We start from the raw sequence: 26,800 nt of genomic DNA, 5'->3' as shown, positions 1-26,800 counted from the left end.
AGGCAGTGCGCGGCGTGAACTATCGAGAACAACAATGAACACCACTCTTTTCACCACGCCGCGCGACCTGCTGCGCTACGCCACCACCCGCTTCAACGCCGCCAAGCTGTTCTTCGGCCACGGCAGCGCCGAGGCCTTCGACGAAGCGGCCTACCTGATCCTGCATACGCTCAAGCTGCCGCTGGACAAGCTGGAACCCTTCCTCGACGCGCGCCTGCTGCCCGAGGAAATCGCCCAGGTGCTGGCCGTGATCGAGCGCCGCGCCAGCGACCGCATTCCGGCCGCCTACATCACCAACGAGGCCTGGCTGGGCACCTACAATTTTTACGTGGACGAGCGCACCATCGTGCCGCGCTCCTTCATCGCCGAGCTGATTCCGCACTACTTCGCGCCCTGGGTCAACGAGCCTGAGAACGTGGCCAATGTGCTGGAGCTGTGCACGGGTTCCGGCTGCCTGGCCATCATGATGGCCGACGCCTTCCCGGACGCGAAAGTCGACGCGGTCGATATCTCGGCCGACGCGCTGGAAGTGGCGCGCCGCAATGTGGAAACCTATAAGCTCGAAGTCCGCCTGACGCTGATCCAGTCCGACCTGTATCAGAACGTGCCGGCCAAGAAGTACGATCTGATCATCACCAACCCGCCGTATGTGAACTCCGGTTCCATGTCGCGCCTGCCGCAAGAGTATCTGCACGAACCGCAGATCGCCCTGGACGGCGGCGCCGACGGCATGGACCTGGTGCGCAAGATCGTGGCCGGCGCCGCCGAGCGCCTCACCGATGACGGTTTGCTGATTGTCGAAATCGGCAATGAAAAAGAATTTGCGGAAGCGGCCTTTGGCCATCTGGGCCTAACCTGGCTCACCACCAGCCAGGGCGACGATATGGTCTTCCTGCTGACCGCGGACCAACTGAAGATTTAATATGATTCGTTTGATAAACGTCAGCCTGATGCGCGGCATCAAGCCGCTGCTCGAACAGGCTGACCTGACGCTGAACCCCGGCGATAAAATCGGCCTGATCGGCGCCAACGGCGCCGGCAAATCCAGCCTGTTCGCCATGCTGCGCAATGAGCTCCATCCCGACCAGGGCGATATCGACTTCCCCGCCAAATGGCGCATGGCCTACGTGGCCCAGGAAACGCCGCCGCTGGAACGCGCGGCCCTGGACTACGCCATCGACGGCGACGTCAACCTGCGCAAGCTGGAGGCCGAACTGGCGCGCCTGGAAGCGCTGCCCGACTCGCACGACAACGGCATCGCCATCGGCGAGGTGTATAGCGCGCTGGCCGACGCCGACGCCTACACCGTGCAATCGCGCGGCGAACAGCTGCTGCTCGGCCTGGGCTTCTCGCTGGACCAGATGCAGCAGCCGGTGGCCAGCTTCTCGGGCGGCTGGCGCATGCGCCTGAACCTGGCGCAGGCGCTGATGTGCCCCTCCGACCTGCTGCTGCTCGATGAGCCGACCAACCACTTGGACCTGGACGCCATCATCTGGCTGGAAGACTGGCTGAAACGCTATGCCGGCACCCTGATCATCATCTCGCACGATCGCGACTTCCTCGACGAAATCGTGAACGTGGTGGTGCATATCGACGAACGCAAGCTGAAACGCTACTCCGGCAACTACTCCGGCTTCGAGCGCCAGCGCGCCGCGCAAATGACGCTGGCCGCCGGCATGATCGAGAAGCAGCAACGCAAGAAGGCCCACCTGGAATCGTTCATCGAGCGCTTCAAGGCCAAGGCCTCCAAAGCGCGCCAGGCGCAGAGCCGCATGAAGGCGCTGGCCAAGATGGAAGAACTGGCGCCGCTGCGCGCCGCCGCCGAATTCTCCTTCGAATTCCGCGAGCCGCTGAGCGCCCCCAACCCGCTGCTGGTGATGGAGGACGTCAACGCCGGCTACCGCAGCGAAGACCAGGCCACCGGCGATATCCGCGAAAAAACCATTGTCCACGGCATCAACTTCTCGCTGCAGATCGGCCAGCGCATCGGCCTGCTGGGCGTGAACGGCGCCGGTAAATCCACGCTGATCAAGACCATCGCCGGCGAGCTGCAGCCGCTGACCGGCGAATCGACCGTCGGCAAGGGCCTGACCATCGGCTACTTCGCCCAGCACCAGGTGGAAATGCTGCGCCACGACGAGTCGCCGCTGTGGCACCTGGCCAAGATCGCGCCGACCACGCGCGAGCAGGAGCTGCGCAACTTCCTGGGCGGCTTCAACTTCCCCGGTACCATGGTCACCAGCCCGATCGCGCCCTTCTCGGGCGGCGAGAAGGCGCGCCTGGCCCTGGCCCTGATCGTGTGGCAGCGCCCCAACCTGCTGCTGCTGGACGAACCGACCAACCACCTGGACCTGGAAACGCGCGAAGCGCTGACCGAGGCGCTGGCGCAGTTCGAAGGCACGCTGGTGGTGGTGTCGCACGATCGCCACCTGCTGCGCGCGACCACCGACCAGTTCATCATCGTTGCCGACGGCAAGCTGCAACCCTTCGACGGCGATCTGGACGACTACAAGGACTGGCTGCTGCAGACCAAGATGGGCAAAGGCACCGACGTGCTGCCGGCCGCCGGCAAGGCCAACAAAACCGACTTCCCGACCACTTCGCCGATCGCGCCGCCACCGGCGCCCGGGGTGGACAAGCGCGAGCAAAAGCGCCTGGAAGCCGAGCAGCGCCAGCGTCTTTCTGCCCAGCGCAAGCCGCTGGAAAACAAGCTCAAAAAGGTCGAGGAGCAGATGGCCAAGCGCAATGCGCAAAAAGCCGATGTCGACGGACAGCTGGCCGATTCAACCATCTACGACGCGGCCAACAAGGCCAAGCTGAAAACCCTGCTGGCCGACCAGGCTTTCTACACGAAAGACCTGGAAAAGCTGGAAGGTGAATGGATGGAGTTGCAGGAGCAGCTCGAAGCGCTGGCCGCCTGAAGCCAGCCAGCGCTGCCGGGACCGGGACCGGGACCGGGAGCCGGGCCTGCCCGGTCTCAGGCAGCCACCGTCTGCGGCCCCAGGCTGGCCTGGCGCAATGACATCAGCTTGTCGATGTCGAGCACGATCAGCTTGCGGCCATGGGCCTGTCCCAAGCCAAGCAGATAGTCGATCTCCTCGCCCACATCGGGCAAGGGGGCGATCTGGCCGCTGCCCATTTCCACGATATCGGTCACGCCATCCGTGACCATGCCCACGATGCAGCTGGAGAGCTTGAGGATCACCACGTCGATCTCGTTCTCGGGCGCGGGATGCTGGCCGAACGCCACGCGCATGTCCACGATGGGCATGATGACGCCGCGCGAGAGCGCCACGCCTTTCACGATTTCCCCGTCGGCGGCAAAGCGTTCCAGGGTTTTAAAGGGACGCAGTTCGCGCACCTTGCGGTAGTCGATGGCGTATTCCAGGCCGCCGAGGCGGAAGGTCAGAAACTGCCGCGGCCCGGCGTCCGGCGACGGCGGGGCCAGGCCTGGCTGCCCCAAAACTGGCGTGTTCGACGATTGCATCATGCATCCTTTCACCATTGGGTTTGAGCGGCGCTAACAAAGCTGCGTGGAATTCATGCTACTCCTTGCGCTGGCCGGTGGAGTTGCGGCAGCGCAAGCGAAGCCGCCTGCGCTACAATTGAGCGACAGTTTGCGGCCCAGGGAGGGCATCCATGTACCAGTGGCTCAGACGTCTGCTATCCGGTTCGGCCGCGGCCAGCGAAGCCGCCGCACCGCCCGCGGCCGCCGCGCGCGCGGTGCATGCGCCGGCACCGGCCGTGGCGCATCCGCCGGCCGCGGCGCCGCCGGGTCCACCCACGCCCGCGCCGGCCGCCGAGATCGCGCCGCCGCCCCCTTCCCCCATCGCCGCCGTGCTGGAAACCGGCGTGCCCTCCTTCGATCAAAAAGACGCCATCAACAGTGCTTACTGCCGCTGGCTATTCGCCACCTATGGCAAGGATGAACTGGACACCAACCAGGCCGAGGAGCGCGTGCTGGCCACCCTGCTCAAGATGTCGCGCCAGCACAGCGCCGCCGACATGATGCGGCGCATGCCGGGACTGATCCCGCAAGTGCTGCAAAGCCTGCGCAGCGAACAGTTCGCCGGCGCCGAGATCGCCCGCAAGATCTCCAGCGACGTGGTGCTGGTGGCCGCCGTGATCCGCCTTGCCAACCACGCCATCCACCACTCCGGCCAAGGCATCACCAGCGTGGAACACGCCATCATGGTGATCGGCCAGGAAGGCTTGCGCCAGCTGATCACAACGGTCGCCTTCCGCCCCATCATCAATCTCAATTCCGGCTATTACACCAAGCTGCTGGCGCCGCGCATCTGGGAACAGTCGGAGCGCTGCGCCGTGGCCGCGCGCATGCTGGCGCCGCCGGAAGACGTCGAGCCTTTCGACGCCTTCCTCACCGGTCTGGTGCAAAACGCCGGCCTGCTGGCCACCCTGCGGGTGATGGACCAGATCGGCGGCGAAAGCCGCGCCCTGGGCAGCGCCCTGTTCTGCGCCCGCCTGCAAGGCGCCACGCGCCAGATCGCGGCCGGCGTGGCGCAGGAGTGGCACTTTCCGCCCAGCGTGGCCGAAGCGATCCTGGAGCAGGAGCTGATGCGCCGCGGCTCGGCCATCTCGCCGCTGGGCCGCGTGCTGGCGCGCGCCGACTACCTGAGCAAGGCCCGCATCATGGCCGAGCAAGGCCAGATCGCCGAGGACGATCCCAGCCTGTTCGACGGCTTGCCGCCCGCGGCGCAGCGCTGCTACGCCACCCTGCACACCATTCCCGAAGCCGATACCTGAGGAAAAACACCGATGGATATACAACAGCCGCTGGCCGGCATCCGCGTATTGGACCTGACCCGGCTTCTGCCCGGACCGATGGCGACGCGCCATCTGGCCGAAATGGGGGCCGAAGTAATCAAGATCGAAGATCCCGGCCCCGGCGACTATGCGCGCGGCATGGGGACGGCGCGCCGGGAAGTGTCGCAATTTTTCGTCGCCCTCAACCAAGACAAGACCTTCCTGCGCCTGGATCTGAAGGACGCGGCCCAGCGCCAGCAGCTGCTCGCGATGGTGGAGACGGCCGACGTGCTGGTGGAAAGCTTTCGCCCCGGCGTGATGGACAGGCTGGAACTGGGCTGGGAGACGCTCAAGCAGCGCAATCCGCGCCTGGTGATGTGCGCCATCTCCGGCTACGGCGCCGACGGCCCGTATGCGGCGCTGGCCGGCCACGACATCAACTACATCGGCTACGCCGGCATGCTGGAACAGAATGTGGGAGCGGACGGCAAGCCCGCCCTGCCCAATCTGCAGGTGGGCGACCTGCTGGGCGGCGCGCAGACGGCGCTGCAGGGCATTCTGGCGGCCCTGGTGGCGGTCAAGATGGGCGGACCGGGACGCTTTATCGACGTCTCGATGACGGACGCGGTCTTCGCCCACAACCTGATGCCGCTGGTCGCCCTCAACAATGGCGCCGACGCCGTGCCGGGACGCGAGCTGCTGACCGGCGGCGTCCCCTGCTACAACGTCTACCGCACGCGCGACGGCCGCTTCATGGCGGTGGGCGCGCTGGAACTCAAGTTCTGGCAAGCCTGCTGCGAAGTGCTCCAGCGGCCCGACCTGGCCGCGCGCCACTGGCAGCTGGGCCAGCAGCCCGGCGGCGCGGACGCGATGGCCGTGACAGCGGAGCTGGACGCCATCTTCGCCGGCCGCAGCCTGGCGCAATGGTGCGAGGTGTTCAGCGCCAGCGACTGCTGCGTCACGCCGGTGCTGCGCGCCAGCGAAGCCGTGCAGCACCCGCTATTCCAGGCGCGCGGCATGGTGCGCCAGCGCGAACACCCGAGCGAGGGCCGCTATCTGGCGGCGGCCAGCCCGCTCAAGTTCCGCGCCTGAGCGGGCCGGCCGTCGGCTTCAAGGCAGGTCAAAACGGCTGATGATCCTGCGGCTGTAGGCGGGATCGGCCACGATCTGCGCCTCGCTGAAAGGCAGCTTGATCCACTCCTTGCGGATAAAGCGCTCGGTCTGGTCCAGGTGATGCGGGGACGCCGGGTTGGCCGACTGCGAGTACGACAGCAGCGCATTGGCCACCGGACCGTTGTCGTCGAAGCCCACCACCTGCAGATAGCTGGTGCCGCCGGTCACGTTCAACGCCCCATCGGCCGGCGGATCGGTATCGATGGTATTCAGCGCGCCCATGGCGTCGGAAGCGCCGGGGATGCCGAGGCGGCGGCCGGCGCTGCCATACAGCTGCACCGCGCCCAGCTTCGCGTCGGCGTCGATGCCGGCCGCCTTGACCCCGGCAGCGGATGCGCCCAGCGCAGCGGCCAGCTTGGCGCCCACCACCGGATCGGCGTAGGCCAGGCCGCGCGGCGTCGCCACCGGATCGGCCGGATCGAAAGGCACGGCCCACAGTCCATCGCGCTCGGCCGTCAAGCCTTCCCACAGGCCGCGCAGATAGACATAACCCATATTGCTGTTCAGGCCAGCCACGCCGTCCCAGCTGCCGATGCGCGCGCAGGCTGCCTGCTCATCCGGCTGCCAGCTGCGGCTGGCGCAGAAGCGGCGCATATCGTCCTGCACCACGCTGGCGATGAAGGCCTTGTCGCTCAGCGCCATGTCCTGCAAGTCGGCGCTGCTCAAAGCTTGGCGATGCGCCAGCACTTCGCTCAAGAGCTGGCGCGTGCGCGGCCCCTGCGGCAGGTATTCGCGGCTGACCAGCGGCGCGAAGCCGGTCAGCGGCGTGGCCAGGTTGGTCAACCAGGCGCTGTCATTGGCATTTTGCACATAGTCGCGGTTTTGCAGCGCCGGCAGATTGCGGCCGGCCACGATGCCCGGCTGCGGCGCGCCCGCCTCATTGGCCCAGCCGCAGCTTTGGCGGCTGCCGTCCAGCGTGACGGTGTTGAGCGTGTACAGCACCGGCGCCTGCTCCACTTCGCAGGCGGCCAGGCCCGGCACATTGGCGGTCGGCGAGATATTCAGGTACAGCGTGCGGCCATCCTTGTCCGCCGCCACGGTGTTATTCCAGGGGTTGCCCACGATGCGCTGGTTGACCTGCCTCACCTCGTCCAGCGAACGCGCCTTGCCCATCGCATACCATTGCTCGATGGCGCGGTGGTTGGACGCGTTGGCGTCACGGATGGCGTAGGCGCGCGTGCTGCTCCACTCCATGCCCAGGTCGGGGTAACGCAGCACGGGACCATACTGGGTCGAATACAGGGTGCGCGTCTGGGTTTGCAGTTGGCCGTCAGGGCCGCGCACCTGCACGCTGATCTCGCGCCGGCTCATGGGAATGGAGCGGCCGTCGACCAGATAACGGGTCGGGTCTTTGCCGTCGAGTTCCAGCGCATACAAGGTGGCGTGGGCGGAGGTGTTGACCGTGTGGCTCCAGGCGAAATTGCGGGTAAAGCCGATGCCCACCACCGGCATGCCGGGCAGGGTCACGCCCATCACATCGAGCTTGCCGGGGATGGTCAGGTGCGCCTGATAAAAGCGCAGCTGGTTGATCCAGGGCAGATGCGGCTGGCCCAGCACGATGCCGCGCCCATTGGCGGAGCGGTCGCCGCCCACCGCCAACGCATTGCTGGCACCCAGGCGCTGTTTGGGTGAGGCCACGGCGGGGCGCGCGTCCGATCCCGGCGGCTGGGCGCTGGAAATGGCCGGCACGAACATGGCCGAGGTAGTAAACAGGGCGATGCGGCGCGCCATGCGGATCAAGTCATATTCATTGATCTTGCGCACCCAGGGCGCGCTGCGGCAAGCCTCGGGCAGATGGGCGCTGCCGGTCTGGTCCAGATAGGTGTTGAAGCCGGCCGCATAGCCGTGCAGCAGCGCGCGCACTTCGGCCGTCTGCGCATTCCAGGCCGCTTTCACGTTGGCTTCGTCGTTCACGCTACGGAAGAAGAAGTCCGACTCCAGATTGGGCGCCGCGCTCCAGTGCGGATAACTGGGCTGGGACGGATCGAAGTAGCGCGAGCGCTGGCCGGACACCGTCAGGATCTCGTCGGCGATCAGGCAGAAATTATCCTCGGCATAGGCATAGCCCAGGCCAAAACCCAGGCTGGCCTCATTGAGCGCCTTGATATGCGGGATGCCGAAGGAAGTGCGCCGGATTTCAGCGATGAAGAGGGACTTGGATGGCTGGTAGGACTCTTCAGCCTTCGCGCTGTCGCCCTGGGCCGGCGCGGGTAGCGCCAGGAACAGAAGGGAAAGCAAAGCGCCGCTGCGCCACAACTGCCGTTGCTGCATGAGGAGGCTCCTTGTCAATTTATACATGGGCCATTGTGCCATGCAAATTTGCCCGGCAAGCGAGGAAAGATGTAAATTCTGTCTTATTGCTGCCGCATGCAACGCCTGCGGCAGCAAGGCCTTTCCCTTATTGTTTGATAGTCTTGCTGCGATAGCCTGGATCGGCCAGGATCGCCGCTTCGCGGAAGGGCAATGCAATCCACTGCTTGCGCGAGAAGCGGTCGGTCTGGTCGCTGCGATGCGGCGACGAGGGATCGGACGACTGCGAATAAGCGAGCAGGGTTTGCGCCACCGGTCCTTGCGCATCGAAACCGACGACCTGCAAGTAAGTCGTGCCGGCTTGGACTTCAAAGACGCCGTTCGCGGGCGCATCGGTTTCAATCGCGTTCAAGACTCCCATCAGGTCGGCGCCGCCATGGATGCCGATGCGCCGGCCGTTCACCGTCGCCACCTGCACCTCGCCCAGCTTCGCGGCCAGCGGCACGCCTTTCGCATTCAGGCTGGCGATCACGCCATCGAGCGCCAGCGACAGCGCTTCGGCCAGGGCCGGATCGCGATAGCGCAGGCCGCGCGGCGTGTGCACCGGATCGGCGGCATTGAAAGGCACAGCCCAGATAGCGGCATCGCCCTGCATGCGGGACAGCGTGCCGGCCCAGATGCCACGCAGATAAACATAAGCCAGATCGCTATCCAGGTTGGCGCGGCCATCCCAGCCGCCTAGCGCGGCGCAGGCGCGGCCCGCGTCGGGCTGCCAACTGCGGCTGGCGCAGAACGGTTTCAAGTCGTCCTGCACCGCCTGCATCAGATAGACCTTGTTGTTCAGGGCCATATCCTGCAGGTCGGCCATGCCCAGCTTTTTCGGGCGCGACTGGAGTTCCGTCAGCATCTGGCGCGTGCGCATGCCCTGCACCGCCCCCTGTTTGCTGACCAGCGGCGAGAAGCCGGTCAGCGGCGTGGCGGGATTGGCCAGCCAGGCGCTGTCATTGGCATTCTGCACATAGTCGCGGTTTTCCAGCACCGGCAGCCTGCTGCCGGCCATGATGCCGGCCTGCGGCGCGCCCGCATCGTCCACCCAGTTGCAGGCCTTGCGGCTGCCATCCAGCGTGAAGGCGTTCTGCGCATCGAGGTAGGCCGGTTGCGGCAGCTGGCATTGCGCCAGCGTGGGCAGGTTGGCAACCGGCGAGACGTTCATGAACAGGGTGCGGCCTTCCTTGTCGGCCGCCAGCGTGTTATTCCAGGGATTGCCGACAATGCGCTGGTTGAGCTGCTTGAGTTCTTCCAGCGAAGAGGCCTTGTTCATCGCATACCATTGCTCCAGCATGCGGTGGTTGTCGGCATTGGCGTCGCGCAGGGCGAAGGCGCGGCTGGCGCTCCAGTTCAGTTCCATCTCCGGCACCTGCACCAGCGGACCGTATTCCGTCGTGTACAAGGTACGCGTCTGCTTCACCAACCGGCCGTCGCCGTTCCGCGCCTCGACGCTGATCTCGCGCCGCCCCATGGCAATGGACTGCCCATCGACCATATAGCGCGTCGGGTCTTTGCTGTCGAGCTGCAGGGCGTAGAAGGTGGCGTGGGCCGAAGTGTCGGTGGTGTGGGTCCAGGCGAAATTCTGCGTGAAGCCGATGCCGACCACCGGCAGGCCAGGCAGGCTGGCGCCCATCACATCGAGCTTGCCGGGGATGGTCAGATGCATCTCGTAAAAGCGCGAATTGTTCAGCCACGCCAGATGCGGCTGGCCCAGCACGATGCCGCGCCCATTTTCCGAACGCTCGCCGCCCACCGCCAGCCCGTTGCTGGCCGTGCGGCGCGGCCTGGCCGCCGGTATAACCGCAGCCGCCGCCGGTGCCGCCTGCGCCGTGCCCGGCGGCTGCGCCGCGCCGATACCGCCGACAAAGCCTACCGAGCCATTGCTCATGGCCGTGCGCCGCATCAGGCGCGCCAGATCCTGCTCCTTGATCTTGCGCAGCCAGGGTTGATTGCGGCACATGGCGTTCACGGTGCCCGACTGGGGCTGGTCGAGCCAGGCGTTGAAGCCGGCCACGTAACCGCGCAGCAGTTCCCGCACTGCGGTGCTTTGCGCGTTCAGCGCCGCGTTCACGGCGGCCTCGCTGTTCACGGCGAGGTAAAAGAAATCCGAGTCCAGATTGCTCGGCGCGTTCTCCACCGGGTAGCTGGCGGTCCTTGGATCGAAGTATTTGGAGCGTTCGCCGTTGACGGTCAGAATCTCTTCCGCCAGCAGGCAGGCGTTGTCCTCGGCGTAGGCATAGCCAATGCCGTAGCCCAGTCCTGCTTCGTCATTGGCCTTGATGTGCGGGATGCCGAAGGAAGTGCGGCGGATTTCGGCGGACAGCTGCGTCCTGGGCGGATTGGACGGCTCGCCGGATTTCTTGCCTCCGCAGGCGCTCAGCGCCAGCACCGACGTTGCGAGGGCGAAGGAAAGCGGGGCGCCGCGGCGCCAGCCTGGTAATGGCTGCATGGTCTCTGCTCCTGTGTGAAAACGAGGAGCGATTGTGCGTCGGCACGGGTGAAGGCCATGCTAAGGAAAACTGAAGGGTCGATGAAGACCGCCCGCCGCTCAGGCCGCGCTGCTGGCGCTCCAGTCGATGCTGCCGCGCGCGCCCGAGAAGATGGGCTGGCTGCCGCTGGCCGCGCGCAGGCGGGCCTTGATGTCTTTCGGCGCAAGGTCGTAGGCCGGCCCCAGGTCGGGATTGAAGATCATGGGCCGCAGCAGCGTATCGCCCAGCACCGCGCGCACCGTGCAGCGCGCCGCGCCGATCACGCTGAGCTTCTGGTGCAGCACGGCTTCGGCCTGGTCTTCCATCTGCTTTTGCCGCACCTGGGCTTCCTTGACCGCCAGCGAAATCTGGCCCACCTGCTTCAGCGCCGGCCCAAGCTGTTCGGCCATTTTCTGGAATAAGCCCAGCTGTTCGTGGGTCAGCACCACTTCCTGCTTGCGCACCCGGGTCGCCAGGGTCAGGTAGTTGCGCATGTCCTGGCGGCCGGTCAGCGCATCCAGCTCGGACTGGCGCTGGGCCGCCGCCGCCGCGTGGCGCGCGGCCTTTTCCTTGTATTCGGCGATGCTGCGGTCGTATTTGCTGGTGTCGGGCAGCAGCACGTACAGCTGCATCTCGGCCTGTTTGCGCGGGCCGGCGCCATCGATGTCGATCTTGCGCGCGGCGATCGTGCAGCCCTCGGCCTTATGCACCATGACCTCGTCGGCCATGATCTCGCAATTGAGCGCCTCGCCCACCACCACCTTGCTGCCGGAGATGACGCAGTTCTCGGCGCGGCCCAGCACCACTTCGCCCTTCTTCGTCTGCAGCACCGCACCGGAGGCCATGCCCTTGACCTTGATATTGCCGTCCGCATTCATGGCCGTGCCGCCGATCAGGTTGCGCTGCAGGCTGATGTTGCCGCCGCGCGAATTGATCTTGCCGTACACGTCCTGGTGGATGGTGATGCTGTAGCCGTCCACCACGCGCTGCTCCTGCACCTCGCCGAATTCCTCGTATTCACCGGTGAGCTGCAGATTGCCGGTGGTGCGCACGCTGACGCCCTCGCGGCTGACGATCTTGGGACCGATGGACAGGCGCTTGCTGCCGCCATCGACGCTGACGAAGCCCTCCACCGCCGATACCAGGTAGTCCTCGCCGTTGACATGCTCGATCACCGTGCCCTCGCCCGCCACGCCGGTCAGTTCCAGGTCGCGCGGCTCGGGCGGTTCGATCACGATGCCGGACAGCTCGTAGCCGCGCGCGCCGGCCTGCTTCGGCACCTTGCGCAGCAGCTTGACGTTGGCCTTCACCTGCGGAAAGCGGTTCTGGAAAGTGTGCAGGTCGACGCGGCCGTTGGCCAGTTCGCGCGGCGCGTTCGAGCGGTGCAGGGACTGCGACACCTCGGCGATGGAAGCATCGCGTCCCGGCGCCGCGTTCAGGCGGCGCGCCGCCACCAGACGCACCGCCTTGCCGTGGGCGATGGCCGCTTTCACGGCCGGCGCGTCGATGCCGAAGCGGATGCCCTTGATCCACATATCGGCCACGAATTCGTCGAAGTTCAAGGCTTGCTGCTGCGGCGGCTGGCCGGGCAGGTCGAGAAAGACCGGCTCGAAATAGTATTCGGCCTCGCCATTGCTGATGCGGACCGATTTGTAAAAGCCGCGACGGGCGGGATTGAAGGGGACGATATCGTCGGCGAAGCGGATCAGGGGCTGGCCTTTGATGCCTTCAGGCAGTTCCGGTCCGGCCTCATACAGGGCGCGCAGAAAGACGCCGTAATCGAGGCCGTTGAAATAGGCGCTGGACAGGAAGACCTGGTTGGCGGCCGCCTGGCAGGCCACAGTGCCGGCATCGGCCTGGAAGTAGACGCCATCCTCGCGCTTGACGATAGCCGACGGCAGCTCGCCCTCTCCACTAGCTTGCCCCGCAGGAGCGACGTCTGACATGAATCCCCCAATGAACGCCTAACGGGACTGCATTTGTCACGCCAGCAACATTTATTTCTTTATTATATCGAGAAAGCGTACCACGAACCGGGGCCGAACACACCCCCGTTCGCGCTTTTCGCCGCCCGCCGGTTGCAAATATGAGAAAGTTGCGCCAACAAAAAGGGCCGCAAGCGGCCCGGTGGCGGTCTGCGGCGCGGTCCTAGCGGCGCGGCGGAATCGCGTACAACTCCTGCCCCGTTTCCTGGATCTGGCGGCGCAGGTCGCGCTTCTCGTCGGCCGTCATGCGGCCCACGCGGCGGTTCATCTCCGCATTGTTCACATTTTCCTGCATCGCGCGGCGCTGCTCTTCGGCGCGCTGCTCGTAGTCGCCCCAGCGCCGGTCGCGCGTCTCGCGGCTTTCGCGCGGCGCCGGCCGGCTTTCTTCGCGGCGCGGCTGGTTGCCGGGCGGATCGGTCGGACCGTTGGCCCAGGCCGCGACGGCGGTCAGGGAGCAGGCCAGCGCCAGCGCAGCGGCAGGCAGGCGCCGGCGCAGATGCGCTTCCCCCGTCCTTTTGCTTGTTGCTGCTGGCTTGTTCATCGTGATCCTCTTCCGTCTTGCAAGGTAAACCTATAAGCTGTACTGACTATGGCCCAAGTGTATGCCCCTTTCATTACGCGGGTAAGAGCGTTTGGGTAAAGTTTGTAACACTTTGTAATGGGTCTGCCAAGTATTGTTTCCGGCGACCATTATGACGTTACCATAGCAACATGAATCTGACAATTCCGACAGCATTATGACTACGACCTCCACCGAATCGAGCAACAGCGCTGGCAACAACCAGGGCCACCAAGCCAAGATCATGGTAGTGGACGACGACGTCCGTCTGCGCGACCTGCTGCGCCGCTATCTGACCGAACAAGGCTTCAATGTCTTCACCGCGGAAAACGCGACGGCCATGAACAAGCTGTGGCTGCGCGAGCGTTACGACCTGCTGGTGCTGGACCTGATGCTGCCCGGCGAAGACGGCCTGTCGATCTGCCGCCGCCTGCGCGGCGCGGGCGACCAGACGCCGATCATCATGCTGACCGCCAAGGGCGAGGATGTGGACCGCATCGTCGGCCTGGAAATGGGCGCCGACGATTACCTGCCCAAGCCGTTCAACCCGCGCGAGCTGGTGGCCCGCATCGGCGCCGTGCTGCGCCGCAAGGCGCCGGACGAGATTCCGGGCGCGCCGTCGGAAACCCCGCAAACCTTCGAGTTCGGCCAGTTCGTGCTGGACCTGGGCACGCGCACGCTGAAGAAAAACGGCGAGACCGTGCCGCTGACCACCGGCGAATTCTCGGTACTGAAAGTGTTCGCGCGCCATGCGCGCCAGCCGCTGTCGCGCGAGAAGCTGATGGAACTGGCGCGCGGCCGCGAATACGAGGTATTCGACCGCAGCCTGGACGTGCAGATTTCGCGTCTGCGCAAGCTGATCGAGCCGGATCCATCGAGCCCGCTGTACATCCAGACGGTATGGGGACTGGGCTATGTCTTCATCCCGGAGGGACAGCCGCGCTAAGGTGCCCGGCAGCACCGCATGAAGAAGCGCCTGTTTAAACTCCCCCGCCTGGCCTGGCTGAAAAGCGGTCTCTTTTGGCGCACTTTCCTGCTGCTCGGCGTGCTCACCACGCTGAGCATGTCGGCCTGGGTGGGCATGATCAGCATCGTCCAGCGCGAACCGCAAGTCCAGCAGATTTCGGCCCAGGTGATCTCCGTGGTCACCATCACCCGCGCCGCCCTCACCCATTCAGCCGTCGGCCTGCGCAGCGAACTGCTGTTCGAGCTGGTGTCGAACGAGGGCATCCGCGTCTTCCCGATGGAGGAGGACGATGAGGTCGACCCGCCGCCCGACAATGCCCTGATGCCCGATATCGAAGCCCTGGTGAAAGCCAAGCTGGGGGCCGACACGCGCTTTTCCTCCAACGTGAACGGCGTATCCGGCTTCTGGGTCAGCTTCAAGATCGACGACGACGCCTACTGGCTGATGCTCGAGCGCGAGCGCATCCGCGGCCTGACCGGCATCCAGTGGCTGGGCTGGGCCGGCGTGGTGTCGGTGGTATCGCTGCTGGGCGCGGCCCTGATTTCCAGCCTGATCAACCTGCCGCTGGCGCGCCTGACGGCGGCCACGCGCGAATTCGCCCAGGGCAATCGTCCGCCGCCGCTACCGGAAAAAGGCCCGCGCGAAATCCGCGAGGCGAACCGCAGCTTCAACCAGATGGTGGACGATCTGCAGCAGGTCGAATCCGACCGCGCCGTGATCCTGGCCGGCATCTCGCACGACCTGCGCACGCCGCTGGCGCGCATGCAGCTGGAGGTGGAGATGGCCAATCTCTCGGCCGAATCGCGCGACGGCATCCAGTCCGACATCGCCCAGATGGACGCCATCATCGGCCAGTTCCTCGACTACGCCAAGCCGACCGAAGCGGCCACCTTCATCAATGTGGACGTGAAAAACCTGCTGGAGGAATGCGCGCATGATGTATCGCGCCTGCCGGATGTGCAGGTCAGCACCGAGCTGGCCGAGCGTAGCCACGTGCTGGGCAACGCCACCGACCTGAAACGCGTGATCGGCAACCTGATCGAGAACGCGCGCCGCTACGGCAAGACGCCGGGCAAGGACGTGGCCGAGATCGAGCTGAAATGCAGCGTCAAGGGCATGCACACGGCGCGCCGCGTCACCATCGAGGTGAGCGACCATGGCGTGGGCGTGCCCGAAGAGCAGATCGCCCAGCTGCTCAAACCCTTCACCCGTCTCGACGCGGCGCGCGGCCAGGCCAATGGCGCCGGCCTCGGTCTGGCCATTGTCGAGCGCGTGCTGCTCAAGCATGGCGCGGAATTCAAGGTGCGCAACCGGCCCGGCGGCGGCTTGATGATCCAGATCGTCATGCGCGCCATCGCCTGATGAGTCACTCCTTTCGGCAAAGCTTGCAAAAATAATTTAAAATTTTTGAATTATTTTTGCCGGGCTTGTCGATTTCCGCCGGCGCGGGCCGTCGTGGGAATATGGAAGCGCAGTCCGCGCTCTCCTCCACCCCTTGATAGGAGACTTCATCATGAGCAAAGTCAAAGCCATCCCCGAAGACATGCACTCCCTGACCCCGCACCTGGTCTGCGCGGGTGCCGCCCAGGCCATCGACTTCTACAAAAAGGCGTTTGGCGCCGTCGAGGGCGCGCGCATGCCCGGCCCGGACGGCAAGATCATGCACGCCCTGCTGCGCATCGGCAATTCCGCCCTGATGCTGATGGATGAGGCGCCGGCCTGGGGCTCGGTCGGGCCCAATACGCTGAAAGGCTCGCCCGTCACCATCCACCTGTACGTGGAAGACGCCGACGCCACCTTCGCGCGCGCCCTGGAAGCCGGCGCCACCACCAAGATGCCCGTGACGGAAATGTTCTGGGGCGACCGCTACGGCGTGCTGACCGATCCCTTCGGCCACTCCTGGTCGATCGCCACCCATGTGCGCGACCTGACGCCCGAAGAAATCGCGGCGGCGGCGGCCGATGCGGCCAAGCACGGCGGCTGCGGCGAAGCGGCACAACAATAATTTCGAGCACGAGGAGACTGCCATGCGTTTCATGATTATCGTCAAAGCCAATGCCCGTTCCGAAGCCGGTGACATGCCGTCGGAGGAGACTCTGACCCAGATGGGCCGCTTCAATGAAGAGCTGGTGGGCGCCGGCGTGCTGCTGGCCGGCGAAGGCCTGCATCCCAGCTCGCGCGGCGCGCGCATCCGCTACCAGGGCAAGGAGCGCGTGGTGGTCGACGGCCCCTTCTCCGAAACCAAGGAGCTGGTGGCCGGCTTCTGGCTGATCCAGGTCAAGTCGCTGGACGAGGCGGTGGAGTGGATGAAGCGCGCGCCGATGGACGACGGCTCGGAAGTGGAAATCCGCCGCGTCTTCGAGATGGAGGATTTCGGCGCCGCCATGACGCCCGAGCTGCGCGAGCAGGAAGACCGCCTGCGCGCCCAGGTCGAAAGCGCTGCCTGAATATTTGCCGCAAACCGGCGCGCGCCGGCCGCGCGCCGCTTCATACGCCAACCGATACAGGAGGATGCAATGCACTTTATGATTTTGCGCCGGGCTGACAGCAGCACCGAACAGGCCTCGTTCCCGCCCCCAGGCCTGACCGCCGCCCTGCCCGACAGCAAATGGCTGCATTCCAGCGAACGGTCGACGCGCATGAAGTACAACGGCAGCGATTGGGAAGTCGAGCAAGGCCCCTTCCCCAATGCGCACGAAATGGTGGCCGGCTTTACCGTGATCGAAGCCAAGGACCAGGCCGAGGCCATCGAATGGGCCAAGCATTGGCCCACGGCCGACAACGAGGGCGAGTTCACGCTGGAAGTGCGCGAAACCGGCTGCAGCAGCGGTTGCCTGGGTTTCGAGGCCAATGTGCCGCCCCAGCTCACGCCGTATATGGTGCTGCTGAAGGCGAACGAAAAGCACGAGCGCGACGAGGGCGTCGATCCCGAGCATATCGCCCTGATGATGCGCCGTAACGAGGAAGGCGTGCGCGCCGGCGTGATCCTGGCGGGCGAAGGCTTGAAGCCGGCAGCGCAAGGCGCGCGCGTGAAGTTCGGTGGCGGCCGCCATACCGTGATCGACGGTCCCTTCACCGAGATCAAGGAACTGATCGCCGGCTATTGGGTGATCCAGACGGCGACCCGCGAAGAGGCCTATGAATGGGTGCGCAACTACCCCTTCCCCAACGGTCCCGACATCCAGATTGAATTGCGCGAGGTGGTGCGCCAGTGACCACGTCCCAGGCCATTCACCAGCGGCTCGATGCGGTCTGGCGCATCGAGTCGGCCAAGATCATCGCCGTGCTCACGCGCATGCTGCGCGACGTCGGCCTGGCCGAGGAGATGGCCCAGGACGCCCTGGTCAGCGCGCTGGAAATCTGGCCTGAAAAAGGCATGCCGGACAACGCGGCGGCCTGGCTGATGACGGTGGCCAAAAACCGCGCCCTCGACCATCTGCGCCACCGCAAGCTGACCCAGGACAAGGAAGCCGAGCTGACTTACGAGATCGAGGGCTTGCTGCAGGACGCCGCCCCCGATCTGGAAAAGACGCTGGACGACAATATCGGCGACGACCTGCTGCGCCTGGTCTTCATCTCCTGCCATCCGGTGCTGCCGACCGAAGGCCGGGTGGCACTCACCCTGCGCCTGCTGGGTGGCCTGTCCACCGACGAAATCGCGCGCGCCTTCCTGGTGGCCGAGCCGACCATCGCCCAGCGCATTGTGCGCGCCAAGCGCACGCTGGCCGAGAAGCGCGTGCCGTACGAGGTGCCGCGCGGTGCGGAGCTGGAGGAACGCCTGTGCTCCGTGCTGCAAGTGATTTACCTGATCTTCAACGAAGGCTATTCGGCCAGCGCAGGCGCCGACTGGATGCGTCCCGCCCTGTGCGAGGAAGCGCTGCGCCTGGCGCGCATCCTGGCCGGCCTGGCGCCGCAGGAACCGGAAGTGCATGGCCTGGCGGCGCTGCTGGAAATCCAGTCCTCGCGCCTGCGCGCGCGCTGCGACGCGCGCGGCCGTCCCGTGCTGCTGCTGGAACAGGACCGTTCGCGCTGGGACCAGTTGCTGATCGGCCGCGGCCTGGCCGCGCTGGAACGTGCCGCCCGCCTGGATCGTCCGGCCGGGCCTTATGTGCTGCAGGCGGAAATCGCCGCCTGCCACGCGCGGGCGCGCAAGGCCGAGGACACGGAATGGCTGCGCATCGCCGCCCTGTACCAGACACTATCCGAACTGGCGTCCTCGCCGGTGGTGGAGCTGAACCGGGCGGTGGCCGTGTCCATGGCTTTCGGCCCGGCCGAAGGCCTGGCCGTGGCCGACACCCTGCTCGACGAGCCGCTGCTGCGCAACTACCATCTGCTGCCCAGCGTGCGCGGCGACCTGCTGTTCAAACTGGGCAGGCTGGACGAGGCGCGCGCCGAATTCGAGCGCGCCGCCGGCATGACGCAAAACGAGCGCGAACGCGACCTGCTATTGACGCGCGCCGCCACCTGCCACCGCCGTCTGCCGCCTACGCCGCCAGGGTCGGCGGCTCCAGCAGCTTAGTCAGCAGCAGCTCGGTCGAGCCGTAGCCGTACAGGGAATCGCTTTCCAGGCCCTCGGTTTCATACGGCACCGACACTTCCTTCTCCGGGCGGGCCGGATCATCGGCATAGGTGGCGCGCCAGGCCCGCTTCAAGGCGTCGGCGCGGCGGATGAAGACCGGCACCGGCCAGTCGGCGCGCTGCCACTCCTCGGCGTCGCCGATCACGGGCCAGCGGCCGTTGGCCAGGGCCACGTCGCCGGTGCGGATGGCTTTCAGCGCATCCTGGGCCGTGAGGCCGGCCACCTCCTCCAGCGCGGGCACGTCCTCGCGCTTCGGACCAAACAAGTAGGCCAGCATGATTTTCCCTTGCGGCGACAAGCGGGCTACCAATCCCGTGGCATAACCGCCATGCCTGAGCGGCACGGCAAACCAGCTTCCTTCGCGGTAGGGCTTCAATCTCATTCACTTCCTTTCATCTACAGCCACGGCCTTATTCATAGTGATACTGCGCTGCAATCGGTCCCGCCTTGAACAGCGCGTCCTTCATTTCCTTATCCAGTTTCGGATCGCGCCGGCGCACCCACTCCAGCAGCATGGCGATATGCTTGCGGGTGGCATCGCGCTGGCTGGCCATGACCAGCTTCAGCTCGGGATCGGTGCAAGCCTCGATGCGCTGGTTATGCAGGTCCAGCTGCTCCAGCTTTTCGGCGAGGGAGCGCAAAGCGCGGTGCATATCGATCACTTGCGCGTTCAGATAATCGCGTTCCTCAATCAGTTCTTCCTGTGCCATGGCGGACTCCTTATCAATACAGGCATTGTCGGCGTATGGCGCAGATTTCTCAAGTCTAGCCGTTGAAAAGGATGGACGTCGCACGGAATGCGGCCCGATCGGGGATAATGTCCGCAGTTTCAATGAAAAGAGTTATCAATTGCAGAACTTCGAATTCCACAACCCCACCCGCATCCTCTTCGGCCAGGGCCAGATCGCCGCCCTCGCCAAGCAGGTGCCGGCGGGCGCCAAAGTGCTGATGCTCTACGGCGGCGGCAGCATCAAGAGCAATGGCGTGTATGACGAGGTCAAAGCCGCGCTGTCCGGCCACGCCGTGCTCGAATTCGGCGGCATCGAACCGAATCCGCATTTCGAAACCCTGATGCAGGCGGTGGAGCTGGCGCGGCGCGAACAGGTCGGCTTCCTGCTGGCCGTGGGCGGCGGCTCCGTCATCGACGGCGCAAAATTCATCGCCGCGGCGGCCCTGTACGAAGGCGACGCCTGGGACATCCTCAGCAAAGGCGGCAAAGTGATCCAGGCCGCCCTGCCCTTCGGCAGCGTGCTGACCCTGCCCGCCACCGGCTCCGAGATGAACAGCGCCAGCGTCATCACCCGCCACGCCACGCAGGAAAAACGCGGCTTCATGAGCCGCCACGTCTATCCCGTGTTCTCCGTGCTCGACCCGGCCAAGACCCTGACCCTGCCCGCGCGCCAGGTCGGCAACGGCGTGGTCGACGCCTTCGTCCACGTCATGGAACAATACCTGACCTACCCGGCGCAAGCCCCGGTGCAGGACCGCTACGCCGAAGGCCTGCTGCTGACCCTGATCGAAGAAGGCCCGAAAGCCCTGAGCCAGCCCGACGACCTGGCGGTGCGCGCCAATGTGATGTGGAGCGCCACCATGGCCCTGAACGGCCTGATCGGCGTTGGCGTGCCGCAAGACTGGTCCACCCATATGATCGGCCACGAGCTGACCGCCCTGTACGGCCTTGACCACGCGCAAACCCTGGCCATCGTTCTGCCCGGCATCATGCAGGTCCAACGCGAAGCCAAGCGCGCCAAGCTGCTGCAGTATGCCGAGCGCGTCTGGGGCTTACGCGACGGCAACGACGACAGCCGCATCGATGCCGCGATCGACGCCACGCGCCGCTTCTTCGAACAGATGGGCGTCCCCTCGCGCCTCAGCGGCTACGGCCTGGACGCCAGCGCCATCGACGCCGTCGTCACCGCCCTCGAAGCCGCCGGCTCTGTGCACCTCGGCGAACACCACGACATCGACAGCGCCGCCACCCGCGCCGCCCTCACCCTCAGCCTTTGATCTCCCTCAACAAATGTCCAACCCTGGTGTCAGGCACTGGGGCCGGACATTTGCTGATCTATATCAAAGAATGTCTACCTCCAGTGCCTGACACCAGGGTTGGACATTGCTTGATTTAGCGCAAACGGGGGGCTTGTGGTAAGCTTCGGGCTTCGCTAGGGGTCCTGGAACGCTGTTCCGGGTGAGAGATACCCTTCGTACCTGATCTGGATAATGCCAGCGAAGGAAAGCGCAAAGTTGTTGTCTCCCCTCCTTTGAGTGCTCCTGCGTTGGTCTGTCCGCCGACTACAAGAGCACAATATGCCTACTCCGAATTTTGCTGTTTCCGTCCTCGCGCTGGCTGTGGCGCAGGCTTTTTCTCCTTCCGCTTTGGCGCAATCGTCTTCCAATGACGCGAAAATGACCGAGGTGGTGGTGAGCGCCAGCCGCACCGGCGGCGAGCGCGCGGCCGTCGCCGGCTTCTCCGATACACCCTTGATGCAAACGCCTGCTTCGGTCAGCGTGCTGTCGCGCGAGCAGATGCAGGATCTGAATATCCGCTCGACCACCGATGCGGCGAAGTTCGATGCCAGCATCAGCGATTCGTACAATGCGGTCGGCTACGCGGAGCAGTTCTCGATCCGCGGCTTCAAGCTGAATAACGCGAACAGCTACCGCAAGGACGGTATGGCGATTTCCGGCGATACGCAAATCCCGCTGGAAAACAAGGAGCGCCTGGAAGTACTCAAAGGCCTGGCCGGTCTGCAAGCCGGCGTGGCGGCGCCGGGCGGCATCGTCAACTACGTGACCAAGCGTCCGACCAATGCGCCGCTGCGTTCCGTCACGCTGGAGGCGAGCGAGCGCGGTACGCTGTTCGGCGCCGTCGACCTGGGCGGACGTTTCGAGGACAAGCGCTTCGGCTACCGCGTCAACGCCGCCGCCGAGCGTCTGCGTTCCTACATCAAGGGCGCGGATGGCCATCGCAACTTCGTCTCCGGCGCCTTCGACTGGCAGATCACGCCGCAGGCGCTGCTGCAGATCGACGCCGACTACCAGAAAAAATCCCAGGTGACGGCGCCCGGCTTCCAGCTGATCAGCGGCACCACCCTGCCGAATGTGGCCGCCGACAATATGCTGAACAATCAGCCCTGGAGCAAGCCGGTGGAAACGGAGAGCAGCAATATCGGCCTGCGCTTCCAGTACGAATTCAATCAGGACTGGAGCGCCACGATCAGCGCCAACCGCCACACGCTGAAGCGCGACGATTACACCGCCTTCCCGCTGGGCTGCTACCGCGAAGGCCTGGACAGCGGCTTCTGCGCCAATGGCGACTATGATGTGTATGACTACGTCAGCCTGGGCGAGAAGAAAAAGCCGCAGACCATGCAAGCCATGGTGCAGGGAAAATTCGCCACCGGCACGCTGCGCCACGAGCTGACCGCAGGCTATTCCTACTTCAAGAACAGCGAATACTGGGGCGACTATATTTATGAAGGCGTCGGCACCAGCAATATCTACCGTCCGGTGGTGCTGCAGGCCACTGGCCTGAGCAGCGGCCCGGTATCGGAACGCCGCAACGACCAGCAGCGCTCCTTCTTCGCCCAGGACGTGATCGCCCTGAACGACACGCTGAAACTGCACGCCGGCGCGCGCCACGTGCAAGTCAAGCGCCACGAAGCGAAAGCGAAATACGATATCGACCAAGGCTTCTGGCTGCCGAACGTAGCGCTGGTCTTCAGCCCGAACGCCGGCCTGGCCGTGTACGGCTCCTACGCGCAAGGCCTGGAACTGGGCAGCATCGCGCCCAAAGGCACGAGCAACGAGAAGCAAGCCCTCCCTCCCGGCAAATCCAAACAGCTGGAAGCCGGTGTGAAAGCCGATGTCGGCGGCCTGAATCTAGCAGCCTCCATCTTCCAGATCACCAAAGGTCTGGAATTCACCGACTACACGCTGGGCACCGGCGGCACCTTCGTGCGCAGCGGCGAAGCGCGCCATCGCGGCGTGGAGTTCTCGGCGCAAGGCAAGCTCACGTCCGATCTGTTGCTGGGCGCATCGGCCACCGCGCTGAACACCCACCAGGAAGGCACGGGCCAGCCGGGCATGGACGGCAAGCGCGTACCGAACGTCGCCAAGTTCAAGTCCACCGTGTACGCCGAATACGCCGTACCGCAAGTGGCGGGCCTGAAGCTGAACGCCAACTGGCAATACTCCGGCAACAAAGCCTTCGACGACCAGAACAAGGTCATGGTTCCCGCCTACCACCTGCTGAATCTTGGCGCCGCCTGGGCCACCAGCATCGCCGGCAACAAGACCGTGCTGCGCGCCCAGGTCAACAACGTCACCAACAAGTTCTACTGGCGCGACGTCACCCCGGATCTCGGCGGCTACCTCTTCCCCGGCGCCGAGCGCACCTTCAAGCTCTCCGCCCAGATCGACTTCTAAGTTTGCGAAAAATCAAACAATGTCTCACCCTGGTGTCAGGCACCAGGGTGAGACATTGTTTGCGCTAGATCAAAGAATGTCCGCCCCCGGTGCCTGACACCAGGGTTGGACATTTGTTGAGGAAGATCAAACTTGGCCGAGCAGTTGGGCGACTTGCTGCAGGCGTTCGGCCAGGGGGCCGTGGATGCGGGTGTGGGGGATGGCGCGACGGGCGAGTTCTTCGTTCAGGTAGCCATTGATGACGCCACTCAGGTCTTGGTTTTCGCGCTGCAGGCCGTCGGGGACCCACGGGATGTCGGGGGCGCAGACCAGCGTGACGTCGTAGCCGTGGGAGGCGGTCAGCGCTTCCAGCTCGGCGTCGATGCCGCCGAAGTAGTGGCGGCTGTAGACGGAGGTCATCAGCGGTGTGGTGTCGCAGAAGAGGAAGCGGCCGCCTTGCGCGGCGGCGGCGTCTTCGCGCGCAACCTGGGTGCGGGCGATGTGGATCTGGTCCGCCGCGACCGGCACGCGCTGGCGCACATCGACGAATTCGCGCAGATATTCAGGCACCCAGAGGGCGCCGTATTTTTCAGCCAGCGCCGCCGCCAGCGTGGTCTTGCCGGATGAGGCGCTGCCGAGGATCGCTACTCTGAACGGCTGCTTCATTTGAGTACCATTGCATCGCGCTCGGCGTCGATCGCGGCCGCTTCGCCAGCCGCCGATTTCATCCAGGCGCGCAGGCCGATCGCGGCCATCACCACGAACATGCCGTACAGGACGGCCGTCAGCATCAGGCCTTTGTGCACGTACAGCGCGACGTACAGAATATCGACCACAATCCAGACCACCCAGTTTTCCAGCTTTTTGCGCGACAGCAGCACCTGCCCCACCAGACTGCCGGCGGTGAGGAAACCGTCGGAATGCGGGACGTCGGTGTCGGTATAGGTCTTGAGGAACCAGGCCAGCACGCCGAAGGCGAGCAGCCAGCTCGCACCAGCCAGCCAGCGCTGGCGCACGTTCAGGGCCGTCACCGGCAGTTGTTCGTGCGTGGCGTCGCCATGCAGCCATTGATACCAGCCCCAGACCGACACGCTGATGAAGACCAGTTGCAGTCCCATATCGCCATACAGCCGAGAATTGAAGAACACCACGCCATAAGTGGCGGATGAAACGATGGCGAACAGCCAGGCCCAGTGCTTCTGGTGGATATTCAGCCAGACCGTGGCGACCGACAGCACAAAGGAAATCAGCTCAAGCGGGGTGGTGGCAAAGCCAAACAGGGAAAGGGTTTCGTTCATGGCAGGGGTTTAGCAGGACCGGGGATTATAGCGCAGCCTGCCCTGCCCCGCCGTGCGTCGGCTGAAAAAACAAAACGGGGCGCGCGGCCCCGTTTTGCGATGCTGGATCGAGCAGCGATCAGTGTTTTGGATACTTGATCGTCATTTCTTTCAGCAGATTGTCGGCGTGATCGACTTCCTTCATCACCCACAGCATATAGCGCGCATCCAGGTGGATGGCGCGGGTGATGCCGCGGTCGAAGTACCAGTCCTTGGTGATGGACTCGTAGGTGGAGTCGAAGTTCAGGCCAATCAGTTCGCCGTTCTTGTTCATCACGGCAGAACCGGAGTTGCCGCCGGTGGTGTCGGCGCTGGTGAGGAAGTTGACCGGCACGGTGCCCAGGATCGGGTCCTTGAACTGGCCGTAGCGCTTGGCCTTGACGGCGTCGATCAGGTTTTGCGGCGCGATGAACGGCTCTTTGCCGGTGTGCTTCTCGACGATGCCTTCCACCGTGGTGAACGGGCCTTTGCTCACGCCGTCACGCGGCGAGTATGGCGACACGGTGCCGTAGGTCACGCGCAGGGTGGAGTTGGCGTCCGGGTAGACTGGCTTGCCCTGGGATTTCTTCCATGCGATCACGGCGCCCATGTATTGCGGGATGATGCGTTCCAGGTTGCCGTCCACTTCCTTGCGGCGGTTTTCCAGCGACTCGTCGATGCCGTGCAGTTTCACGACCAGCTGCACGAAGGCGTCGCTGGAAGCGGTGAAGGCGGCGGCGTCCTTGTCGAGCAGAGCCAGGCGCTGGGCGGTGTCGCCCAGTTTCGAGTTCTGGTACAGGGCCGGCACGGCATCCACGGCTGGCAGCAGCGCGTCCAGACCTTGCGGATGGTACTTGGCCGCCAGCTTGGCGTAGCGTTGCAGGCCGCCGGCGAAGCGGGCCTGGTCCACCGGCAGCGCCAGCGATTGTTCCAGACGGGTCAGACGCGCCTTGATGAAGCTCAGGTCGCGGTCCTGGTAGCCGGCCTTGCGCTGCTCGTTCGGCTTCTGGCGTTCCAGCGCCAGGCGGTACAGGGTGCGGGCGCTTTTCAGCAGGTCGCTGTTGGTCGCCATGCCCCAGGCGAATTCCTCGTCGTTCAGGGCCATATCGGCGGCGATCACGGCGTCCAGCTCGGACAGCATGGTTTTCGACACGTTGGGCTGCTTGTTGTACCAGCCGCGGAATTCGGCGTCCTGCACGTCCTTGATGGCGGCGATGTCCTTGCGCGCGAAGCCGTCCAGCAGACCCTGGGTTTTCTTCATGCGGTTGTTGATGGACTTGGCCACGCTGGCGTAGCGCACCACGTTCGCTTCGTTGCCCTTGGTGGCGGCGGCGATGGTGTCCAGGTCGGCCTGGTATTCGGCCACCATGGCCGGGTAGCTCAGGTCGCGCGCATAGCGGATTTCCGACGGCAGCTTGTAGCGGCTGGTGCGGCCCGGGTAGCCGGCCAGCAGGATCGGGTCGCCGTTTTTCAGGCCTTCGGCGGACACCACCAGGAAGTCCTTGGATTTATACGGCACATTGTCCGGCGACGGGTCGGCCGGGCGGCCATCCTTGCCCACGTAAGCGCGCAGGAAGGAGTAGTCGCCGGTGTGGCGCGGCCATTCGTAGTTGTCGATGTCGCCGCCGTAGTTGCCGATCTTGTCGGACGGCGCGTACACCAGGCGCACGTCGCGGATCATCATCTGGCGGATGCGGTAGTACTCGGCGCCGCGGTGGAAGGCGGGCACGGAGCAGCGATAGATCTTGTCCGATTCGCATTCGGCGATCAGTTTCTTGATGCTGTCCTGAACGGCTTCATGGCGCGCGCGGCCGGTCAGCTTGTCCAGTCCTTTGAGCACGCGTTCGGTCACGTTTTCGACCTTGTCGGTGACGTAGACCAGGGAGTTGGGGCCGGCCGGCAGTTCTTCGGCGCGGGTCTTGGCCAGGAAGCCATTGCTGATGTAGTTCTTCTCGGCGGTCGAATTGCGCTGGATGGCGCCGTAGGCGCAGTGGTGGTTGGTCACCACCAGGCCTTCAGGCGACACGAAGGAGGCGGAGCAGCCGTCCAGCGAGACGATGGCGCTCATCGGATGCTTGGACAGGTCGGCCAGCTTTTCGGCCGGGATGGCGATGCCGATGCGTTTCAATTCGGATTTCAGTTGCGGCAGCTGGTGCGGTTGCCATTGGCCTTCATCGGCGTGGGCGGAAGCGAAAACGCCCAGCAGCGCGGCCGGGAGAACGAGCAATTTATACAAGATTTACCCCTGTGTGTGGATGCGGGGGCAGTATATGCCTTACTCATC

The 26,800-nt window shown here is 64.8% G+C and carries 22 protein-coding genes and 1 riboswitch; of the genes, 12 read left to right on the top strand and 10 right to left on the bottom strand.

Annotation, left to right across the window (positions count from 1 at the left end; translation table 11 throughout):
* Window positions 1-34: 34 nt before the first annotated feature.
* Entirely contained in the window at window positions 35-922 is an 888-nt protein-coding gene (gene prmB, locus FHS03_RS21815) for a 50S ribosomal protein L3 N(5)-glutamine methyltransferase (protein WP_183443037.1), read from the top strand.
* A 1-nt stretch (window position 923) separates the two neighbouring features.
* A complete protein-coding gene (locus tag FHS03_RS21810; protein ID WP_183443036.1) occupies window positions 924-2,921 on the top strand; it encodes an ATP-binding cassette domain-containing protein in 1,998 nt (665 codons plus the stop codon).
* 56 nt (window positions 2,922-2,977) lie between these two features.
* Here FHS03_RS21810 and FHS03_RS21805 read toward each other — a convergent pair whose 3' ends face one another.
* Window positions 2,978-3,490, bottom strand: coding sequence for a chemotaxis protein CheW (locus FHS03_RS21805; RefSeq protein ID WP_229426337.1), 513 nt, complete (start codon window positions 3,488-3,490; stop codon window positions 2,978-2,980).
* A gap of 149 nt (window positions 3,491-3,639) precedes the next feature.
* Here FHS03_RS21805 and FHS03_RS21800 point away from each other — a divergent pair, with 149 nt between their 5' ends.
* Both FHS03_RS21800 and FHS03_RS21795 read left to right on the top strand, forming a co-directional pair.
* Window positions 3,640-4,764 (top strand): HDOD domain-containing protein, encoded by a 1,125-nt coding sequence (locus tag FHS03_RS21800; protein ID WP_183443035.1) that lies wholly within the window; start codon window positions 3,640-3,642, stop codon window positions 4,762-4,764.
* Between the two features lie 12 nt (window positions 4,765-4,776).
* Window positions 4,777-5,856, top strand: coding sequence for a CaiB/BaiF CoA transferase family protein (locus FHS03_RS21795; RefSeq protein ID WP_183443034.1), 1,080 nt, complete (start codon window positions 4,777-4,779; stop codon window positions 5,854-5,856).
* Window positions 5,857-5,874: 18 nt separating this feature from the next.
* Here the strand turns inward: FHS03_RS21795 and FHS03_RS21790 are convergent, their stop codons facing one another.
* From FHS03_RS21790 to FHS03_RS21775, 4 genes are all read right to left on the bottom strand, one after another.
* Window positions 5,875-8,208: a penicillin acylase family protein gene (locus FHS03_RS21790; protein ID WP_183443033.1), complete on the bottom strand. Its 2,334-nt coding sequence runs from the start codon at window positions 8,206-8,208 to the stop codon at window positions 5,875-5,877.
* 127 nt (window positions 8,209-8,335) lie between these two features.
* The gene (locus FHS03_RS21785) at window positions 8,336-10,684 is read right to left on the bottom strand and encodes a penicillin acylase family protein (RefSeq protein WP_183443032.1); all 2,349 of its coding nucleotides are present in this window, start codon (window positions 10,682-10,684) and stop codon (window positions 8,336-8,338) included.
* Between the two features lie 99 nt (window positions 10,685-10,783).
* Entirely contained in the window at window positions 10,784-12,649 is a 1,866-nt protein-coding gene (locus tag FHS03_RS21780; protein ID WP_183443031.1) for a flagellar assembly protein A, read from the bottom strand.
* 202 nt (window positions 12,650-12,851) lie between these two features.
* A complete protein-coding gene (locus FHS03_RS21775; protein WP_229426336.1) occupies window positions 12,852-13,229 on the bottom strand; it encodes a hypothetical protein in 378 nt (125 codons plus the stop codon).
* 196 nt (window positions 13,230-13,425) lie between these two features.
* Here FHS03_RS21775 and ompR point away from each other — a divergent pair, with 196 nt between their 5' ends.
* The 6 genes from ompR to FHS03_RS21745 all read left to right on the top strand — a co-directional run bounded on the left by ompR (window position 13,426) and on the right by FHS03_RS21745 (window position 18,733).
* Window positions 13,426-14,193, top strand: a complete 768-nt coding sequence (gene ompR, locus FHS03_RS21770) for an osmolarity response regulator transcription factor OmpR (RefSeq protein WP_183443030.1) — start codon at window positions 13,426-13,428, stop codon at window positions 14,191-14,193.
* Window positions 14,194-14,211: 18 nt separating this feature from the next.
* The gene (locus tag FHS03_RS21765; RefSeq protein WP_183443029.1) at window positions 14,212-15,576 is read left to right on the top strand and encodes a sensor histidine kinase family protein; all 1,365 of its coding nucleotides are present in this window, start codon (window positions 14,212-14,214) and stop codon (window positions 15,574-15,576) included.
* Between the two features lie 151 nt (window positions 15,577-15,727).
* The gene (locus FHS03_RS21760; RefSeq protein WP_221208215.1) at window positions 15,728-16,219 is read left to right on the top strand and encodes a VOC family protein; all 492 of its coding nucleotides are present in this window, start codon (window positions 15,728-15,730) and stop codon (window positions 16,217-16,219) included.
* Between the two features lie 22 nt (window positions 16,220-16,241).
* A complete protein-coding gene (locus FHS03_RS21755) occupies window positions 16,242-16,661 on the top strand; it encodes a YciI family protein (protein WP_183443028.1) in 420 nt (139 codons plus the stop codon).
* Window positions 16,662-16,730: 69 nt separating this feature from the next.
* Entirely contained in the window at window positions 16,731-17,429 is a 699-nt protein-coding gene (locus FHS03_RS21750; protein ID WP_183443027.1) for a YciI family protein, read from the top strand.
* Window positions 17,426-18,733 carry an RNA polymerase sigma factor gene (locus FHS03_RS21745; RefSeq protein ID WP_371871752.1) on the top strand — a complete coding sequence of 436 codons (1,308 nt, stop codon included), beginning with the start codon at window positions 17,426-17,428 and terminating at the stop codon, window positions 18,731-18,733. The genes FHS03_RS21750 and FHS03_RS21745 overlap by 4 nt, the downstream gene beginning before the upstream one ends.
* Here the strand turns inward: FHS03_RS21745 and FHS03_RS21740 are convergent.
* Window positions 18,699-19,175 (bottom strand): Imm26 family immunity protein, encoded by a 477-nt coding sequence (locus FHS03_RS21740; protein ID WP_176349688.1) that lies wholly within the window; start codon window positions 19,173-19,175, stop codon window positions 18,699-18,701. The two genes, FHS03_RS21745 and FHS03_RS21740, sit on opposite strands and share 35 nt — an antisense overlap.
* A 28-nt stretch (window positions 19,176-19,203) precedes the next feature.
* Window positions 19,204-19,503: a ferritin family protein gene (locus FHS03_RS21735; protein WP_176349689.1), complete on the bottom strand. Its 300-nt coding sequence runs from the start codon at window positions 19,501-19,503 to the stop codon at window positions 19,204-19,206.
* Window positions 19,504-19,642: 139 nt separating this feature from the next.
* On the opposite strand from FHS03_RS21735, the gene FHS03_RS21730 reads away from it, so the two are divergent.
* Window positions 19,643-20,800, top strand: coding sequence for an iron-containing alcohol dehydrogenase (locus FHS03_RS21730; RefSeq protein WP_183443026.1), 1,158 nt, complete (start codon window positions 19,643-19,645; stop codon window positions 20,798-20,800).
* A gap of 147 nt (window positions 20,801-20,947) precedes the next feature.
* A riboswitch (TPP riboswitch) is annotated at window positions 20,948-21,045 on the top strand.
* 55 nt (window positions 21,046-21,100) lie between these two features.
* Complete coding sequence (locus FHS03_RS21725; protein ID WP_183443025.1) at window positions 21,101-23,221, top strand: TonB-dependent siderophore receptor; 2,121 nt, start codon at window positions 21,101-21,103, stop codon at window positions 23,219-23,221.
* A 126-nt stretch (window positions 23,222-23,347) separates the two neighbouring features.
* Here FHS03_RS21725 and FHS03_RS21720 read toward each other — a convergent pair whose 3' ends face one another.
* The 3 genes from FHS03_RS21720 to FHS03_RS21710 form a co-directional block, all read right to left on the bottom strand.
* Entirely contained in the window at window positions 23,348-23,866 is a 519-nt protein-coding gene (locus tag FHS03_RS21720; protein ID WP_183443024.1) for an AAA family ATPase, read from the bottom strand.
* A complete protein-coding gene (pnuC, locus tag FHS03_RS21715) occupies window positions 23,863-24,498 on the bottom strand; it encodes a nicotinamide riboside transporter PnuC (RefSeq protein ID WP_183443023.1) in 636 nt (211 codons plus the stop codon). The genes FHS03_RS21720 and pnuC overlap by 4 nt, the downstream gene beginning before the upstream one ends.
* A 118-nt stretch (window positions 24,499-24,616) precedes the next feature.
* A complete protein-coding gene (locus FHS03_RS21710) occupies window positions 24,617-26,752 on the bottom strand; it encodes a S46 family peptidase (RefSeq protein ID WP_183443022.1) in 2,136 nt (711 codons plus the stop codon).
* Window positions 26,753-26,800: the final 48 nt, after the last annotated feature.

It is taken from the genome of Pseudoduganella violacea (genome assembly GCF_014191875.1).
In the GTDB taxonomy this organism is placed as follows: domain Bacteria; phylum Pseudomonadota; class Gammaproteobacteria; order Burkholderiales; family Burkholderiaceae_D; genus Rugamonas; species Rugamonas violacea_A.
This window is presented reverse-complemented; position numbering and strand designations above follow the sequence as displayed.